19 protein-coding genes are annotated in these 15,573 nt (G+C 64.4%); 10 read left to right on the top strand and 9 right to left on the bottom strand.

Features of this window, described 5'->3' with window-relative positions:
* The 7 genes from EN990_RS36275 to rpsP form a co-directional block, all read left to right on the top strand.
* On the top strand, nucleotides 1–372 hold a 372-nt coding region (locus tag EN990_RS36275; RefSeq protein ID WP_245469203.1), incomplete at its 5' end, for an FAD-dependent oxidoreductase.
* Between the two features lie 91 nt (nucleotides 373–463).
* Nucleotides 464–1,561, top strand: coding sequence for a putative zinc-binding metallopeptidase (locus EN990_RS24375; RefSeq protein WP_013528805.1), 1,098 nt, complete (start codon nucleotides 464–466; stop codon nucleotides 1,559–1,561).
* A gap of 63 nt (nucleotides 1,562–1,624) precedes the next feature.
* Nucleotides 1,625–2,224, top strand: a complete 600-nt coding sequence (locus EN990_RS24370) for a DUF1236 domain-containing protein (RefSeq protein ID WP_027162879.1) — start codon at nucleotides 1,625–1,627, stop codon at nucleotides 2,222–2,224.
* A 172-nt stretch (nucleotides 2,225–2,396) separates the two neighbouring features.
* A complete protein-coding gene (locus EN990_RS24365; RefSeq protein WP_127369377.1) occupies nucleotides 2,397–3,347 on the top strand; it encodes a CPBP family intramembrane glutamic endopeptidase in 951 nt (316 codons plus the stop codon).
* Nucleotides 3,348–3,637: 290 nt separating this feature from the next.
* Complete coding sequence (gene ffh / locus EN990_RS24360) at nucleotides 3,638–5,248, top strand: signal recognition particle protein (protein WP_024504031.1); 1,611 nt, start codon at nucleotides 3,638–3,640, stop codon at nucleotides 5,246–5,248.
* A 7-nt stretch (nucleotides 5,249–5,255) separates the two neighbouring features.
* A complete protein-coding gene (locus EN990_RS24355; protein ID WP_013528801.1) occupies nucleotides 5,256–5,582 on the top strand; it encodes a chorismate mutase in 327 nt (108 codons plus the stop codon).
* A gap of 37 nt (nucleotides 5,583–5,619) precedes the next feature.
* Nucleotides 5,620–6,021 (top strand): 30S ribosomal protein S16, encoded by a 402-nt coding sequence (rpsP, locus tag EN990_RS24350; protein WP_013528800.1) that lies wholly within the window; start codon nucleotides 5,620–5,622, stop codon nucleotides 6,019–6,021.
* 84 nt (nucleotides 6,022–6,105) lie between these two features.
* Here rpsP and EN990_RS24345 read toward each other — a convergent pair whose 3' ends face one another.
* From EN990_RS24345 to EN990_RS24335, 3 genes are all read right to left on the bottom strand, one after another.
* Entirely contained in the window at nucleotides 6,106–6,369 is a 264-nt protein-coding gene (locus EN990_RS24345) for a glycine zipper domain-containing protein (RefSeq protein WP_013528799.1), read from the bottom strand.
* 134 nt (nucleotides 6,370–6,503) lie between these two features.
* Nucleotides 6,504–6,914, bottom strand: a complete 411-nt coding sequence (locus EN990_RS24340; protein ID WP_027162877.1) for a DoxX family protein — start codon at nucleotides 6,912–6,914, stop codon at nucleotides 6,504–6,506.
* A gap of 121 nt (nucleotides 6,915–7,035) precedes the next feature.
* Nucleotides 7,036–7,941: a bestrophin family ion channel gene (locus tag EN990_RS24335; RefSeq protein WP_127368681.1), complete on the bottom strand. Its 906-nt coding sequence runs from the start codon at nucleotides 7,939–7,941 to the stop codon at nucleotides 7,036–7,038.
* 188 nt (nucleotides 7,942–8,129) lie between these two features.
* On the opposite strand from EN990_RS24335, the gene EN990_RS24330 reads away from it, so the two are divergent.
* The gene (locus EN990_RS24330) at nucleotides 8,130–8,537 is read left to right on the top strand and encodes an ACT domain-containing protein (protein ID WP_013528796.1); all 408 of its coding nucleotides are present in this window, start codon (nucleotides 8,130–8,132) and stop codon (nucleotides 8,535–8,537) included.
* Nucleotides 8,538–8,694: 157 nt separating this feature from the next.
* Here EN990_RS24330 and EN990_RS24325 read toward each other — a convergent pair whose 3' ends face one another.
* Both EN990_RS24325 and EN990_RS35555 read right to left on the bottom strand, forming a co-directional pair.
* Nucleotides 8,695–9,729 (bottom strand): aspartate-semialdehyde dehydrogenase, encoded by a 1,035-nt coding sequence (locus EN990_RS24325; RefSeq protein WP_013528795.1) that lies wholly within the window; start codon nucleotides 9,727–9,729, stop codon nucleotides 8,695–8,697.
* 107 nt (nucleotides 9,730–9,836) lie between these two features.
* Nucleotides 9,837–9,986 (bottom strand): hypothetical protein, encoded by a 150-nt coding sequence (locus EN990_RS35555; RefSeq protein ID WP_164753489.1) that lies wholly within the window; start codon nucleotides 9,984–9,986, stop codon nucleotides 9,837–9,839.
* A 198-nt stretch (nucleotides 9,987–10,184) separates the two neighbouring features.
* Between EN990_RS35555 and EN990_RS24320 the strand changes: the two genes are divergently transcribed.
* The gene (locus tag EN990_RS24320; RefSeq protein WP_063169562.1) at nucleotides 10,185–12,059 is read left to right on the top strand and encodes a DEAD/DEAH box helicase; all 1,875 of its coding nucleotides are present in this window, start codon (nucleotides 10,185–10,187) and stop codon (nucleotides 12,057–12,059) included.
* A 117-nt stretch (nucleotides 12,060–12,176) separates the two neighbouring features.
* Nucleotides 12,177–12,887 carry a DUF805 domain-containing protein gene (locus tag EN990_RS24315; protein ID WP_127365614.1) on the top strand — a complete coding sequence of 237 codons (711 nt, stop codon included), beginning with the start codon at nucleotides 12,177–12,179 and terminating at the stop codon, nucleotides 12,885–12,887.
* Here EN990_RS24315 and EN990_RS24310 read toward each other — a convergent pair.
* From EN990_RS24310 to EN990_RS24295, 4 genes are all read right to left on the bottom strand, one after another.
* Nucleotides 12,877–13,365, bottom strand: coding sequence for a GNAT family N-acetyltransferase (locus tag EN990_RS24310; RefSeq protein ID WP_127365615.1), 489 nt, complete (start codon nucleotides 13,363–13,365; stop codon nucleotides 12,877–12,879). The genes EN990_RS24315 and EN990_RS24310 overlap by 11 nt on opposite strands.
* Nucleotides 13,366–13,369: 4 nt before the next feature.
* Nucleotides 13,370–14,473: a 3-isopropylmalate dehydrogenase gene (gene leuB, locus EN990_RS24305; protein WP_127368682.1), complete on the bottom strand. Its 1,104-nt coding sequence runs from the start codon at nucleotides 14,471–14,473 to the stop codon at nucleotides 13,370–13,372.
* A gap of 290 nt (nucleotides 14,474–14,763) precedes the next feature.
* Nucleotides 14,764–15,114: a VOC family protein gene (locus EN990_RS24300; protein WP_127368683.1), complete on the bottom strand. Its 351-nt coding sequence runs from the start codon at nucleotides 15,112–15,114 to the stop codon at nucleotides 14,764–14,766.
* A 13-nt stretch (nucleotides 15,115–15,127) separates the two neighbouring features.
* Nucleotides 15,128–15,511, bottom strand: a complete 384-nt coding sequence (locus EN990_RS24295; protein WP_024504044.1) for a RidA family protein — start codon at nucleotides 15,509–15,511, stop codon at nucleotides 15,128–15,130.
* Between the last annotated feature and the right edge of the window lie 62 nt (nucleotides 15,512–15,573).

Raw genomic sequence — 15,573 nt, 5'->3', positions numbered from 1 at the left:
CCGTTCGCCCTTGACCTGATGGTCGGGTGCGTCGGCGGCGATTTCGCCTGGGAAATGTCGGCGGCCGGCGAGGCGGCCGGCATCGACTTCGTCGTCGACCGGCTGTGCGGCATCTTCGGTGGCGATACGCGCAAGCATGTCGGACGCGCCATGATGACCAATTGGGGCGGCGAGCGCTTCGTGCGCGGCGCCTACGCCGCCGCCCGCCCTGGCCGTTCCCTGGCGCGCGCCGCGCTCATGCAGCCGGTGGCCGACAAGATCTTCTTCGCCGGCGAGCACTTGGCCGGCCCGCTAATGCAGACCTGCGGCGGCGCACGGCTGTCGGGCGAAGCGGTGGCAAGACAGGTTGTCGCCCAGCTTGCGGCCAAATAGCTTCAGGAAAATGTGGAACGCCGCGCGGCTGTTCGCGTTGGGCACGGGCCGCCGTGAACATCTATGTCACCTCCGGTGAATTGAGACCGACATGAAACTCTTCGACTGCCCCCATTGCGGCCATCGCATCTATTTCGAGAACGCCCAGTGCCTGAACTGCGGGAACCCCGTGCTCTACGATCCCGAGCACGCCTGTTTCGCGCTGGCGAGCGCCGACGGCATCTTCCAGTGCACCAACGCCGATGAATGCGCCTGCAACTGGATGGCCGAGCCCGGACACGCCTTTTGCCGCGCCTGTGCGCTCAACCAGTTGATCCCGGATCTCTCCGTCGACGGCAACCGCCGCCGCTGGATCCGTGTCGAAGCGGCGAAGAAGCGCGCCATCTATTCGCTGCTGGCCTTCGGGCTGCCGGTGGCGCCCAAGCAGAACCCCGCCGACGAGATCGGGCTGGCCTTCGACTTCCTCGCCGATCCGATCGGCGGCGGCCCCGGCGGCGAGCGGATCCTGACCGGCCACGACAATGGCCTGATCACGCTCAACGTCGCCGAGGCGGATTCGGCCGAGCGCGAAAAGCGCCGCGTCGAGATGGGCGAGAACTACCGCACCTTGCTCGGTCATTTCCGTCATGAGCTTGGGCACTATTATTGGGACCGCCTGATCCGCGACGATCCGCACCGGCTCGAAGCTTTCCGCGCACTGTTCGGCGATGACCGCGCCGATTACGAACAGGCGCTGAAGGCCTATTATGCCAATGGTGCGCCGCCCGACTGGCAGCAAGGCCACATCTCGGCCTATGCGACCTCGCATCCATGGGAGGACTGGGCCGAGACCTGGGCTCACCACCTGCACATCACCGACACGCTGGAAATGGTGCACGCACTGAACTTTCCGCTCGGCCGGCTGGAGACGGTGGAGGCCAACGACTTGCCGCGCGGCGACACCGGCGGCGAATTGCAGGCCGCACCCTCGGAGCCGCCGACCGCGCCCGAGTCTTTCGAAAAGATCCTTGCCCGCTGGCTGGTGCTGTCGGAAGCCTCCAATTCGATCAACCGCTGCATGGGCCTGCCGGACCTCTATCCCTTTGTCATTTCGGACGTCACGGCGCGGAAATTGGACTTCGTTCACGAACTTCTGACCGATTTGCCTGGAGAACAGGGAACAAATCGTGAGTTGGCACAGGCGCTTTAGCGGGAACGCATGAGCTGCTGCCCCGTTTTCGCTGGCGAGGGACCATGAAAACGGAGAGAAACCATGAAATCCCTGTTGTTTCCGGCGGTCGCCGGAATGCTGACCGTGATGTCGGGCGCCGCGTTTGCCGACACCGCCGTCTCAGCCGTCACCGACCTTAACGTTCGCGCCGGACCCGGCCCGCAATACCCTGTCATCGGCGTGCTCGCCGCCGGTCAGTCGGCAACGCTCAATGGCTGCATCGAAAACAGCAAATGGTGCACCATAGCCGAGGCCGGCGGCCAGGGCTGGGTCTATTCCGACTATGTGACGGCCGATATAGGCGGCAGCCGGGTGGTGCTGACGCAACGGCGCGCCAGCGTTGCTGTCGTCTCGCCGCCGGAGGACATCGGCAACTACTCGACCGATTATACCGGCGCGATCATCGCCAGCGATCCGGTCGTCGATGACTTCCCGCCGCCCCCGGCTGAAGTCCGCACCTATGTCGACACGCATCGCCTCGATCCCATCTATCTGGAAGGCGAAGTGGTCACCGGCGCGACCCTGCCCGACACCGTCGAGCTGCGCGAGATTCCGGACTACAATTACCGCTATGTCTATGTGAACGGCCAGCGGGCGCTGATCGATCCGCAGACCCGGCGCATCATGTACGTCGTGCGCTGACGACAATTGGCATAAGCGGCCGCTGCCACAGCAGCGGCCGCCGGCAGGCGGCACCGCAGCGCCGCCTCTTCTGCGCCGACGCTGCTTTGAGGGTTGTGCTTTGCGGAAAACGATTCCGATTTTCCGGGCCATCGATTAGTCAATAGGCGATGACTTTGGCAAAGGAGCCCGCGTGACCATCGATCCGGCCGCCTTCGAGCGCTACAGGCATTCGCCGAACGCCAGGACGACCTTGCCGCGCCTGTTGCTCGGAACGGGGATCGTTGTCCTTTTTTGGGCAGCAACCACCGTGGCCGTGCTGGTCGGCGGCACCTATGCCTTCTTCGCCCGGCAGGCGGCCCCATCATCCGGCATGCAGGGTTTCCTCGCCTCGCCCATCGGCATCCTCGCCGCGCTCGTCTCGTTCGCCGGCATCTGGATCGGCCTGTGGGTCGCGATGCGCTGGGTGCATGGCGAGAAGCTGTCGGCGCTGCTCGGCAACAGCCGGCGTGTTTCGTGGTCCGGCTTCCTCAAGGGGCTGATCGCGGTGCTGATCACCTCGTTGATCTCCGAAATCCTGCTCTATCTCTTGCAGCCGCAGATCGCGCGCGGCCCGATCAGCCTGTCGTCCTGGCTGCTGTTTGCGATCCCGATCGCCGCGCTCACTCTGTTGCAGACCTCGTCGGAAGAGTTGCTGTTTCGCGGCTACCTGCTGCGCGGTCTCGCCAGCCGGTTCAAGAGCCCGTTCATCTGGGCGCTGCTGCCGGCCCTGCTGTTCACCTCGCTGCATTGGAGTGCGAGTTCGTCGCCAGCCATCAACGCCTGTGTGCTGGCGTCGATCGCCGCTTTCGCGTTGCTGCTGACGCTTGTCGTTTACGCAACAGGCAATCTCGGCGCCGCGCTGGGTGCTCATCTCGGCAACAACCTGACCGGCTTCCTGCTGATCTCGCATCAGGAAAGCTACAATTCCTTCGCCCTGTTCAACGCCAGGCCGCTCGAGGGACCGGGCTGGGCAACGTCGGATGCGGTTCTCATCGCCTTCATCGGCATCGCCTGCAGCCTGCTGACCATCGGGCTGCTTTTGCATCCGCGCTCGCCGCTCAAGGTCGCCGCCGAGCTTCCGGACCGCACGAGCACGGCCTGAATGCGGGTCCGGGAATGACGCTACCCGGCCCTTGTCTTGACTCTTGCGCAGATTTCCTGTCTACACGCCCCGAATTCCGCGACGAGTATCCCTCCGAGCAAGCCGACCAGGACGCCGAAACCTCTTTGAGGTGAAGTGCTGTAAATCGATCCTGGAGGCCAACACCCGGCAGCGCTGAGCGCCCCCGGGTGCTTTTTGGTTTTGGCTTTTGCTTGGACTTTTGGTTGGACACTGGGCGCGAACGCATTACCTCTCGGGCACCATCCGGGTGCCAGGGAAAAGGAAAACGAATGTTTGAATCGCTACAGGAACGTCTTGGTTCGATCCTGAACGGCCTGACCGGCCGCGGCGCGCTGTCGGAGGCTGATGTCTCGGCGGCGCTGCGCGAGGTGCGCCGTGCGCTGCTCGAAGCCGACGTGGCGCTGGAAGTGGTGCGCTCCTTCACCGACAAGGTGCGCGAGAAGGCCGTCGGCGCTGCCGTGGTCAAGTCGATCAAGCCCGGCCAGATGGTCGTCAAGATCGTTCATGACGAACTGGTCGACATGCTCGGCGCTGAAGGCGTCGCCATCGATCTCAATGCCCCGGCGCCGGTCGTCATCATGATGGTCGGCCTGCAGGGTTCCGGCAAGACGACCACTTCGGCCAAGATCGCCAAGCGTCTTTCCGAGCGTCAGAACAAGAAGGTCCTGATGGCCTCGCTCGACACGCGGCGCCCCGCCGCGCAGGAGCAGCTTCGCCAGCTCGGCGAACAGGTCAAGGTCGCCACGCTGCCGATCATCGACGGCCAGTCGCCGGTCGACATCGCGCGCCGCGCCGTGCAGGCGGCCAAGCTCGGCGGCCACGACGTCGTCATCCTCGACACCGCCGGCCGCACCCATATCGACGAGCCGCTGATGGTCGAGATGGCCGACATCAAGAAGGTATCGAGCCCGCACGAAATCCTGCTGGTCGCCGATTCGCTGACCGGCCAGGACGCCGTCAACCTGGCCAAGAGCTTCGACGAGCGCGTCGGCATCACCGGTCTCGTGCTGACCCGCATGGACGGCGACGGCCGTGGCGGTGCTGCCCTTTCGATGCGCGCCGTCACCGGCAAGCCGATCAAGCTGATCGGCACCGGCGAAAAGATGGACGGGCTGGAGGAATTCCACCCCAAGCGCATCGCTGACCGCATCCTCGGCATGGGCGACATTGTCTCGCTCGTCGAAAAGGCCGCCGAGAACATCGACGCCGAACAGGCGGCGGCGATGGCCAAGAAGATGCAGTCGGGCAAGTTCGACCTGAACGATCTCGCCGGCCAGCTTCAGCAGATGTCGAAGATGGGCGGCATGGGCGGCATCATGGGCATGATGCCCGGCATGGGCAAGATGAAGGACCAGATGGCCGCCGCCGGTCTCGACGACAAGATGTTCGGCCGCCAGCTCGCCATCATCTCGTCGATGACCAAGGCAGAGCGCGCCAATCCCGATTTGCTCAAGCATTCGCGCAAGAAGCGCATCGCTGCCGGTTCCGGCACCGACGCGGCCGAAATCAACAAGCTGCTCAAAATGCATCGCGGCATGGCCGACATGATGAAGGCGATGGGCGGCAAGGGCAAAGGCGGCGGCCTGATGCGCGGCATGATGGGCGGCCTCGCCTCCAAGATGGGCCTCGGCGGCATGATGCCCGGCGGTATGGGTGGCATGATGGGCGGCGGCATGCCGGACCTGTCGAAGATGGACCCCAAGCAGCTCGAAGCCTTGCAGAAGCAGGCGCAGGCAGCCGGCCTAGGCGGCGGCATGAAAGGCCTTCCCGGCGGCGGTGGCCTGCCCAGCGGCATGCCAGGTTTGCCCGGCGGCATGAAACTTCCCGGGCTTCCCGGCCTCGGCGGTGGCGGGCTGCCCGGCCTTGGCAAGAAGAAGTGAGGACGCCATGAACGAAGAAAAGGACATGGCCGACGCCCGCGCCCTCCTGGCAGATTACCGGGCGTCGATCGACAACATCGACGCAGCCCTCATCCACATGCTTGCCGAGCGCTTCCGCTGCACCAAGGCGGTTGGCGTGCTGAAGGCGACTCATGGCTTGCCGCCGGCCGACCCGGCACGCGAGCAGCAGCAGATCGCCCGGCTTCGCCAGCTGGCGAAGGATGCCCATCTCGACCCGGATTTCGCGGAAAAGTTCCTCAACTTCGTCGTCCGCGAAGTGATCCGCCACCACGAACAGATCGCCGCTTCCAACGGCGTGACGAAAACCAACTGAAACCCAATCAACGAACTTAGTTTTTAGGAGAAAAGAAATGCCGTTGAAGATCCGACTGGCCCGTGCGGGCTCGAAGAAGCGTCCTTATTACCACGTCGTCATTGCCGACGCCCGTTCGCCGCGTGACGGCCGGTTCATCGAGTCCATCGGCTCGTGGAACCCGCTGCTGCCCAAGGACGGCGAACGCGTCAAGGTCGACGCCGACCGCGTCAAGCATTGGCTGGCGCATGGCGCCCAGCCGACCGACCGCGTGCTGCGCTTCCTCGACGAGGCCGGCCTCGTCAAGCGCGACGCCCGTTCCAACCCGAAGAAGGCCGAGCCGGGCAAGAAGGCGCAGGAACGCGCTGCTCTTCTGAAGAAGGCGCAGGAAGATGCCGCTGCTGCCGTTGCCGCCGCCGCGGCTGCACCGGCCGAGGCGGAAGCCGCAACCGCCGAATAAGTATTTGCTCTATCGCATCCAGGAAAACGGCGGGCCATGTGCCCGCCGTTTTTTCATTCGACCCTGTCTGTAAAAGCCGCCCGGTCAATAGCCGCGCGGGCAGCGGTCAATATAGACGCGGCCACGGCTATCGCGGTAGCGGCATTCGCCACGCTCGCTCGCCCGGCCGATCAGCGCGCCGGCAACAGCGCCGACAGCACCACCGACGACGGCGCCTTCAACCGGATCGCCGGCGACGGCCGCACCGACGGCAGCGCCACCGAGGCCGCCTACGGCCGCGCCTTTTTCCGTTTGCGAACAAGCGGCGAGCGGCACCAGCAGCGCCATCAAAAGCATCGTTTTCTTCATCGTCGTTCCTCTCCGATAGGAGCCGCCTCCGCCGCCGGGCGAATCTCTAACTCGCAACTCGACGATTCGATCCCTGAGATATTGCCCGGCAAAGGGTTCAGGCTTCGAGCCGAAAGCGGTGCTTCGATCCGGATCTAACGGCTGAACGGGATCAGCGCGCGGAGCCTGGGATCGCGCAGATACAGGCCACCCCACAGGATAATGCCGAGATAGACGCCGAACAGAATGTGCGAGAACAGCGGGTTGTCGACGCGGACATTGGTGGCGATGGCGCCGCCCATATAGGCGGTGAGCAGGATGGCGCCGAGCACCGAGGTGCGCGGCAGCGCATAGAGAGCGGTCGAGATCAGGCCGATGACACCAAGCATGCGGGCGACATTCGGATCGGCCGGCCAGCCAAGCGGCACCATCGTCTGGATGACGATATCGAGCGGCGGCAGCTTGATGGCGCCGTCGAAGATCATGAACAGCACGATGACGCCGCTGAGCGCGCGGCCGGTCCACAAAGCGCCCGGCGAGACGGGCGCGGTTTCGGAAATGCTCATGATGGTCCCTCCTGATGGCTCTATCCCCTTCTTGCTGGGGTCGAACCAAGGACGTGGCATGGAGCGGCGATCCGACAGCGGGGCGGATTCTTTTAATCCCGCTAAGCCCGCGCGCCTTTGCCTACGAAAAATAGAACTTTTCCGCCGGGATCATCTTCGGCGGCGTTTCGCCAAGCGCCTCGAACACCGAGATTTCGCAGACACGGCAGAGGCTGTCGAGAGCGAGGTCGTTGGCTTCGGTGCCGAACGGATCCTCGAGCTCTTCCGACAGCGCGTCGAGGCCGAAGAAAGTGTAGGCGATCAGCGCGGTGAACAGCGGCGTCGCCCAACCGGTGGTCGAGATCAGGCCGATCGGCAGCAGCAGGCAGACGATATAGGCCGTGCGATGCACCAGCAGCGTGTAGGCGAACGGCAAGGGCGTACCGGCGATCCGCTCGCAGCCGGCCTGGATGGCGGCAATCGACGCGAGCCTCTCATCGAGGATACGAAAGCCGACCGTGTCGACGTCGCCCGCCAGGCGCTGCGCATTGGCACGCCGACCCATGCGCCTGACCATCTCATCCGCCGGATTGGAAAAGGCTGCTGCCTTGTCCGCCTCGGCGTCGATGAAGGCACGGGCATCCTTCATGCTGTCGATCTTGCGCAGCTGCCCGCGCAGGAAATGACAGAAGGCGAGCGCTTCCATCAGCAAGGCGCGCTGTTCAGTCTGGTCCGGGATGAGGCTGGTGGTGGCGCGTGCCAGGTTGCGCATTTCGAAGACCAGCGCGCCCCACAGCTTGCGCGCCTCCCACCAACGGTCGTAGGCGGCGTTGTTGCGGAACGAGAGATAGATCGACAATGTCACGCCGACCAGGCCGAAAGGCGTGATGTTGAAGACGCTGAAATCAAGCTGGAACCGGCGCGCCGCGGCCAGGATGATCGCGGAATAAAGCGCGAAGCCCAATATTTGCGGCAGAATGCGTGGCACGACCGAACCGCGCATGATGAAGAACAGCTGCAGGAATGTGGGGCGCGGGCGAACGATCATCGAAGGCCTTTCACGGACCGGCACTGGCCCTCAGCTTCTCTATTGTGCGATGCGACAGCTCTGCAAGCCCAGCCGCCAGCGACATCGCCATGTCGTCCTTGCAGCGCCTGGACTATCGGCACGCGCCGGTCGCGGATATTGAAGAGCACGTGGGCTGCGGCCCGTTTTTTGCAGGCGAGGGAAGACAGATGGCCGGCGAAACCGATCTCAAGACACTGCTGGCGTCGATGACACCGGAGCTGCTCGCCGGCGCCTATGTTTTCGTCACGCTGGCACCCGGCGTCCCTCAGCCGGAAGGCGTTGAGCCGGTGATGGTGTTTCGCGAGCGCGAGGGTGTGACGCTGATCGTGACCGAGGAGGAGGCCAACGCCGCGGCACTGACCGCTTCGTTCCGTTGCCGGATGCTGACGCTGAACATCCATTCGTCGCTGGAAGCCGTCGGCTTCCTCGCCGCCATCACCACGCGCCTGGCCGCCGCCGGCATGGGCGTGAACCCGGTTTCGGCCTTTTATCACGACCATCTGTTCGTTCCCGCCGATAGGGCGGAGGAGGCACTGAAGCTGCTGATCGGGCTGGCCGAGGACAACCGAGTGTAGCGCATCGGCGAAGCTGCCGATCTCCCCCCTCGTGGGGGAGATTGGCCTTCATCAATGCTCCGCAAACCTTCAGCATCCCGGCCGAGGGCCGAGCCCGCGACCGCGGGCCAGCCGCGCTAGCGGCGGTGCGGCCCGTGAGCGAAAACTAGATCAGCCGTCAGGCCGCCTTCTTCTTCGGCTGGATCAGGCCGCGCTCGACCAAAAGCTCGGCGATCTGCACCGCGTTGAGTGCGGCGCCCTTGCGCAGATTGTCGGAGACGATCCACATCGACAGGCCGTTGTCGATGGTCGAATCCTCGCGGATGCGCGAGATGAAGGTGGCGTCCTCGCCGGCCGATTCCAGCGGCGTGATGTAGCCTCCGTCCTCTCGCTTGTCCAACACCTGGCAGCCTGGGGCTTCACGCAGGATATCCCGCGCGTCGTCGGCGGTGATCGGCTTTTCGAACTCGATGTTGACCGCTTCCGAGTGGCCGATGAACACCGGCACGCGCACGCAGGTCGCCGTCAGCTTGATCTTGGGGTCGAGCATCTTCTTGGTCTCGGCGACCATCTTCCACTCTTCCTTGGTGGAGCCGTCGTCGAGGAAGACGTCGATGTGCGGGATGACATTGAAGGCGATGCGCTTGGTGAACTTCTTGACCTCGACGCCATCGGCGACGAAGACCGCGCGGGTCTGGGTAAAGAGTTCGTCCATGCCTTCCTTGCCGGCGCCCGACACCGATTGATAGGTGGCGACGACGACGCGCTTGATGGTGGCGAAATCGTGCAGTGGCTTCAATGCCACCACCAGCTGCGCCGTCGAGCAGTTCGGATTGGCGATGATGTTCTTGCGCGTGAACAGCGAGATCGCGTCCGGGTTCACTTCCGGCACGATCAGCGGCACGTCCTGGTCGTAGCGGAAGGCCGACGAATTATCGATGACGACGCAGCCCTGCTTGCCGATCTTCGGCGACCATTCCTTGGAGACGCTGCCGCCGGCCGACATGATGCAGATGTCGGTGTCGGAAAAATCATACTGGTCGAGCGTCTTCACCTTCAGCGTGCGGTCGCCGAACGACACTTCCGTGCCCTGGCTGCGCCGCGACGCCAGCGCCACGACTTCGCTTACCGGAAAGCCGCGCTCTTCCAATATGTTGAGCATTTCCCGGCCCACATTGCCCGTGGCGCCGACGATCGCTACCTTGAAACTCATCGAAAAATCTCCTGTCCCTCTCCGCTTGGTTTTTGGAGAAACCCGCTGGCCGCTGCGGGTTCCGTCCCCCGGGCCGAACCCGGGAGAGGGTGGTTAGGCCAAGGGAATCACACCGTTTTGGTGGTGGTTTTGCCAGTTTTCTTGGCCAAGAATGCGGTTTTGCTGAAACGAGGAGACGCGCCGACGCGCCCGGCCCAATGATGTGCATTGAGGCTGGGGGCATCGAATGCAGGAAGAGCCGTCAAAAGGCCGCGCATCGAAACTGTCCCGTTCGGTGCCGGCTTTTACGCGGTTTGCGGCAAGAGTCAATTGCCGAGCGGCGCCTGGTTTTGCGCGCGCCCTGTACAATCGCGGCTGCGCGAAGTACGAACGGCCAAGATTGTTTGGCTGGCGCGAGGCCCGCCCCGGCATGTGCTCCGTGATGAGCGCGGACCCTAAAATTCCGAAAGAGTGAGATGTCCAACTTCGAAGCACTTGTTCCAGCGCTTGCCAGGGCGCTGGAGAAACGCGGCTATTCCGAGCTGACGCCCGTCCAGAAGGCGGTCGTGGCGCCCGAGCTCGGCGAGGCCGATGCGCTGGTTTCGGCGCAGACCGGCTCCGGCAAGACGGTGGCCTTCGGCCTCGCTCTGGCGCCGACCCTGCTTGAGGGCGCGGAGCGCTTCGGCCACGCCGCCGCACCGCTGGCGCTGGCGGTGGCGCCGACGCGCGAACTCGCCTTGCAGGTGACGCGCGAACTGGAATGGCTCTACGAACTGACCGGCGCCACCGTGGCGTCCTGCGTCGGCGGCATGGACATGCGCTCGGAGCGGCGTGTGCTGGAGCGTGGCGCCCATATCGTCGTCGGCACGCCCGGCCGGCTGCGCGACCACATCACCCGGCGCTCGCTCGACATGTCGGCGCTGAAGGCGGTGGTGCTCGACGAGGCCGACGAGATGCTCGATCTCGGCTTTCGCGAAGACCTCGAATTCATCCTCGACGCCGCTCCGGCCGAACGCCGGACGCTGATGTTCTCGGCCACGGTGCCGCGCTCGATCGCCACGCTCGCCCAGGGCTATCAGCGCGATGCGGTGCGCATTTCGGCCGCCGGCGAGGAGAAGCAGCATCTCGACATCGAATATCGGGCGCTGAGCGTCGCCCAGCCCGACCGCGAGAACGCCATCATCAATGTGCTGCGCTATTACGAAGCCAAGAACGCGCTGGTGTTCTGCAACACGCGTGCCGCCGTCAATCATCTGACCGCGCGCTTCAACAACCGCAACTTCTCCGTCGTCGCCCTGTCGGGCGAGCTCAGCCAGAACGAGCGCAGCCATGCGCTGCAAGCGATGCGGGACGGCCGCGCAAAAGTCTGTATCGCCACCGATGTCGCGGCGCGCGGCATCGACCTGCCCAATCTTGAGCTGGTCATCCACGCCGATTTGCCGACCAACCCGGAAACGCTGCTGCACCGCAGCGGCCGCACCGGCCGCGCCGGGCGCAAGGGCGTCAGCGCGCTGATCGTGCCCAACAGCGCCCGCAAGCGCACCGAACGGCTGTTGCAGAACGCCGGCCTCAAGGCGACATGGGCGAGCCCGCCCTCGGCCGACGACGTGATGCGGCGCGACGACGAGCGCATCCTTGCCGATCCGGCTTTCGATGAGCCGGTGAAGGAGGACGAGCGCTCCTTCATCGACGCACTGCTCGCCAGGCATGGCGCCGAACAGGTGGCCGCTGCCTTCGTGCGCCAGTGCCGCGCCAGCCGCTCGGCCCCCGAGGACCTCATGGAGATCGCGCCCTTCACGCCGTCGCGTGAAAGACCGGCGGGCGAAGGTTTCGCGCGCCGCGACGAGGCGCCCAGCCGCCGCGACGATTTCGGCGACAGCGTCTGGTTCTCTCTGTCGATCGGGCGCCGGCAGAATGCCGAGCCGCGCTGGCTCATCCCGATGCTATGCCGCACCGGCAGCATCTCGAAGCGAGAGATCGGCGCCATCAAGATGCAGCCGGAAGAGACCTACGTGCAGATCGCGGCGGATTGGGCAGACCGCTTCCTGGCCGCGATCGGTCCCGACCGGAAGCTGCAAGGCAACATCCTGGTGAAGCGGCTCGACGGTACGCCCGATCTGTCGCGCGCCGGCTATCAGCCGCCAAGCCCCGACAAGAAGCCGCATCGCGGCAAGGCGCCGTTCGATCCCAACGCGCCGAAGCGCAAATTCGAAAAACGTGCACCGGCAGCAGCCGATCAGCGCCCGACTGCCCCGCATGATGCAAAGCCATGGGCGAAGAAGCCGGGCAAGCCGAAATTCGACACCTCTGGTGCACCCAAGCACAAGAAGGCGAAGAAGCGGCCTTCGTAAGACCGGGCAACGAGCCTCATCCGCCCGCATGACGCCGGCCGCATCCCGATGCGGTCTTGCCCATCGGTTCGGCCATGTGCCACACCTTGGCAGGGACGTGGCAAGTGGGGGTGGCAAATGCGCGGCAAAGTGCTTCACTATGACGAAGTCCAGGGTTTCGGCTTCATCACCGGAGCCGACGGCAACCGCTACACCTTCACCCGCGAAAACCTGCGCCGGGAAACCACTATGCGGAAGGAAGCGGGCGTGGAATTCCAGGCGGGCGGCGGCCAGGCGCGCGACGTCTTTTTGATCGCCGCCGAGACGGCTGCGCCGGCCGGCGACGCTGGTACGAGCGCCGCGCCGACTCAAGCCGGTAACGCACCATCCGCTTCTGCGCCACAGGCCCAGCATTTCGGCCGTTCCCCCGGGCCGGCCGAGCCCACCGATCTCTGGGGCTATTTCTGGCGTGGCGTGACGCAGAACTATTTCAATTTCGCCGGACGTGCCCGCCGCAAGGAATATTGGGGTTATTTCCTGTTCTGGGTGGTCTCGCTGCTTGTCATCGGCGGCATCGGTCTTTTCGCCGACAATGAAATGGGCAATTTCGACAGCAGCGTATCGGCGGCGGTAACCGTCGGCCTTTGCGGCACCTTCGTCCTGGCGACACTGCTGCCCAGCCTCGGCATGACCGTTCGCCGCATCCATGACATCGGCCTCTCGGGCTGGCTTTATCTGGTGGTGCTGATCCCGACCATCGGCAGCCTGATCATCCTGGTCTTCGCGCTGATCCCGACGCAGGCCCGCGAAAACCAGTGGGGACCGGTGCCGGCGGGCGTCAGGGTCTAGGGATGATCGCCTTCAGCGCCTCGCCCGAAAGCCTGAGAAAGACCTTCTGGCCGTGGCGTTCTGCGCCAAGTCGGTCGTAGAAACGCTGCGCGCCTTCGTTCCAGTCCTCGCTGGTCAGGTCGATGCGGCCGATGCCTTCGCGCAGGCAATGATCGGCGAGAAAGCCGATCAGCGCCCGGCCGACACCAGCGTTGCGGGCTTTGTCGCGCACGAACAGGTCCTTAAGGAACAGCAGCCGCTCGAGATCGATACCGGGATGCGCGATCGCCACCGACGCCAGGCCGCTGACCTCGCCCTCGATGAAGGCGAGCGCGAAATGCGGATAGGCCGGGCTTTCCTCGCCAAGCCATTTTCGTGCCGCAGACAGGGCCCGGTCGGCATTGAGAGGCGGTTGCCGATAATGTTCCGCCATCTCGCAAAACATGGCCGCGAGCGTCGTCGCGTCCTCGATCGTCGCCCAGCGGACGTCGACCGTCACGGTATCAGCCCAGGAATTTGGCGATGATCGCGTCGCCCATCTCAACCGTACCGACCTCGGTCATGCCATCGGACATGATGTCTTTCGTCCGCAGGCCTGCGTCGAGCACGGCGGCGATCGCGCCTTCGACGCGGTCGGCTTCATCGACCATGCCGAAGGAATAGCGCAGGCACATGGCGAAGGAGGCGATCATGGCGATCGGGTTGGCAATGCCCTTGCCGGCAATGTCGGGCGCCGAACCGTGCACCGGCTCGTAGAGCGCCTTGCGCTTCTTGGTCTTCACGTCAGGCGCGCCGAGCGAGGCCGACGGCAGCATGCCGATCGAGCCGGTCAGCATAGCGGCGATATCGGACAGCATATCGCCGAACAGATTGTCGGTGACGATGACGTCGAACTGCTTTGGCCAGCGCACCAGCTGCATGCCGCCGGCGTCGGCCAGCATGTGGTCGAGCTTGACGTCGGAATAGCGCGCCTTGTGGGTCTGGGTGACGACCTCGTTCCACAACACGCCCGACTTCATCACATTGCGCTTTTCCATCGAGGTGACGTGGTTCTTGCGGGTGCGCGCGAGTTCGAAGGCGACGCCCGAAATGCGCTCGATCTCGAACGTGTCGTAGACCTGCGTGTCGATGCCGCGCTTCTGTCCGTTGCCGAGATCGATGATCTGCTTGGGCTCGCCGAAATAGACGCCACCGGTCAGCTCGCGCACGATCAATATGTCGAGACCTTCGACCACCTCCTGCTTGAGCGAGGAGGACGCCGCCAGCGCCGGATAGCAGATGGCCGGGCGCAGATTGGCGAATAGCTCCATGTCCTTGCGCAGGCGCAGCAGGCCGGCTTCCGGGCGCACCTCATAGGGCACCGCATCCCATTTCGGACCGCCGACGGCGCCGAACAGCACCGCGTCGGCCGCCATCGCCTTTTCCATGTCGGCATCGGAGATCGCCGCGCCATGCACGTCATAGGCACAGCCGCCGACCAGCCCCTCATCGGTGGCAAAACCGCTGCCGAGCCTGTCGTTCATAACCGCGATCAGTTTCTTGACCTCGGCCATGGCCTCAGGACCGATGCCGTCACCGGGGAGCAGGAAAAGATGCTTCGTTGCCATGGAGAAACCGTCCTGGAAAGATTTGAACCGCGGCCTTGCTAAACGCCAAGCGAGTTGCATGCAAGCAGGAACGCAGCGATCACGGATAACCCGATTCGTTGGTGATCCGTAGCGCCCCCCTCTGCCCTGCCGGGCATCTCCCCCTCAAGGGGGAGATTGGCAGCATTATCGTTTCGCCTCTTCTTTCTGACGTGGAGATTGGCGAACGCCGAGGCGACATCCAATCTCCCCCCTTGAGGGGGAGATGGCCGGCAGGCCAGAGGGGGGCGCTGTCCCGCCGGCATACGTCATCACTGATGCGAGAGAATGTTGACCAGCCGGCCGAACGGATCGCGCACGTAGAAGCGTCGCACGCCCCACGGTTCGTCGGCCGGTCCGTATTCGATGGCAAAGCCCGCCGCCTTCATGGCATCGAGCGCTGCATCGACATCGTCGACCTCGATCGAGAGATCCGGCACCGGCGTGCCGGAGCCGCCTTGCGCCATGAAGCTGACCTGGACATCCATCTTTGCTTGCGAGCCGTAGGTCGCGATCCAGCCGAGGTCCATCAGCAGGTCGAGACCGAGCACATCCTGGTAGAAACGCTTCGCCGCCGCGACATCCGCTGTCTCGATATTGGCAACGATGCGCTGGACTTTCATCGTCGGTCGCCCTTCAGGCCGTGCGCCGCAGCGCCGTCACCTCGATCTCGATCTTCATTTCCGGTTTGTTGAGCTGGCAGACGATCATCGTCGCTGCCGGCCTGATGTCACCGAACGTCTCGCCGAGGATCGGGAAGACTACATCCACGAAGGCCTGGTCGGTGATGTAGTAATGCGCCCGCACCACGTCAGCCATCTCGAAGCCGCCGTCCTTCAGCGCCTTGCCGATCGTCGCCAGGCAATTGCGCGTCTGCGCCTCCACCGTTTCCGGCATCGTCATCGTCGCATAGTCGTAGCCGGTGGTGCCGGAGACGAAGCACCAGTCGCCCTGCACCACGGCGCGCGAATAGCCGGCGGTCTTTTCGAACGGCGAACCGGTGGAGATGAGTTTGCGCATATGAGGGGCCTTGCTTGGGTTGTCGGCCAGCATTAGCAGGCGGAACGGCGCGGGTCGTGGGC

This window comes from Mesorhizobium sp. M7A.F.Ca.US.005.03.1.1, from assembly GCF_003997975.1.
GTDB classification, from domain to species: domain Bacteria; phylum Pseudomonadota; class Alphaproteobacteria; order Rhizobiales; family Rhizobiaceae; genus Mesorhizobium; species Mesorhizobium ciceri.
Note: the sequence above shows the minus strand (reverse complement) of the source record. Positions and strands in the feature narration are given on the sequence as shown.

Excerpts from the sequence above, each read along its gene's own strand:
- EN990_RS24375 (WP_013528805.1), top strand. The coding sequence starts at position 464 with ATGAAACTCTTCGACTGCCCCCATTGCGGCCATCGCATCTATTTCGAG.
- EN990_RS24370 (WP_027162879.1), top strand. The coding sequence starts at position 1,625 with ATGAAATCCCTGTTGTTTCCGGCGGTCGCCGGAATGCTGACCGTGATG.
- ffh (WP_024504031.1), top strand. The coding sequence starts at position 3,638 with ATGTTTGAATCGCTACAGGAACGTCTTGGTTCGATCCTGAACGGCCTG.
- EN990_RS24355 (WP_013528801.1), top strand. The coding sequence starts at position 5,256 with ATGAACGAAGAAAAGGACATGGCCGACGCCCGCGCCCTCCTGGCAGAT.
- rpsP (WP_013528800.1), top strand. The coding sequence starts at position 5,620 with ATGCCGTTGAAGATCCGACTGGCCCGTGCGGGCTCGAAGAAGCGTCCT.
- EN990_RS24345 (WP_013528799.1), bottom strand. The coding sequence starts at position 6,369 with ATGAAGAAAACGATGCTTTTGATGGCGCTGCTGGTGCCGCTCGCCGCT.
- EN990_RS24340 (WP_027162877.1), bottom strand. The coding sequence starts at position 6,914 with ATGAGCATTTCCGAAACCGCGCCCGTCTCGCCGGGCGCTTTGTGGACC.
- EN990_RS24335 (WP_127368681.1), bottom strand. The coding sequence starts at position 7,941 with ATGATCGTTCGCCCGCGCCCCACATTCCTGCAGCTGTTCTTCATCATG.
- EN990_RS24330 (WP_013528796.1), top strand. The coding sequence starts at position 8,130 with ATGGCCGGCGAAACCGATCTCAAGACACTGCTGGCGTCGATGACACCG.
- EN990_RS24325 (WP_013528795.1), bottom strand. The coding sequence starts at position 9,729 with ATGAGTTTCAAGGTAGCGATCGTCGGCGCCACGGGCAATGTGGGCCGG.
- EN990_RS35555 (WP_164753489.1), bottom strand. The coding sequence starts at position 9,986 with ATGCGCGGCCTTTTGACGGCTCTTCCTGCATTCGATGCCCCCAGCCTC.
- EN990_RS24320 (WP_063169562.1), top strand. The coding sequence starts at position 10,185 with ATGTCCAACTTCGAAGCACTTGTTCCAGCGCTTGCCAGGGCGCTGGAG.
- EN990_RS24315 (WP_127365614.1), top strand. The coding sequence starts at position 12,177 with ATGCGCGGCAAAGTGCTTCACTATGACGAAGTCCAGGGTTTCGGCTTC.
- leuB (WP_127368682.1), bottom strand. The coding sequence starts at position 14,473 with ATGGCAACGAAGCATCTTTTCCTGCTCCCCGGTGACGGCATCGGTCCT.
- EN990_RS24300 (WP_127368683.1), bottom strand. The coding sequence starts at position 15,114 with ATGAAAGTCCAGCGCATCGTTGCCAATATCGAGACAGCGGATGTCGCG.
- EN990_RS24295 (WP_024504044.1), bottom strand. The coding sequence starts at position 15,511 with ATGCGCAAACTCATCTCCACCGGTTCGCCGTTCGAAAAGACCGCCGGC.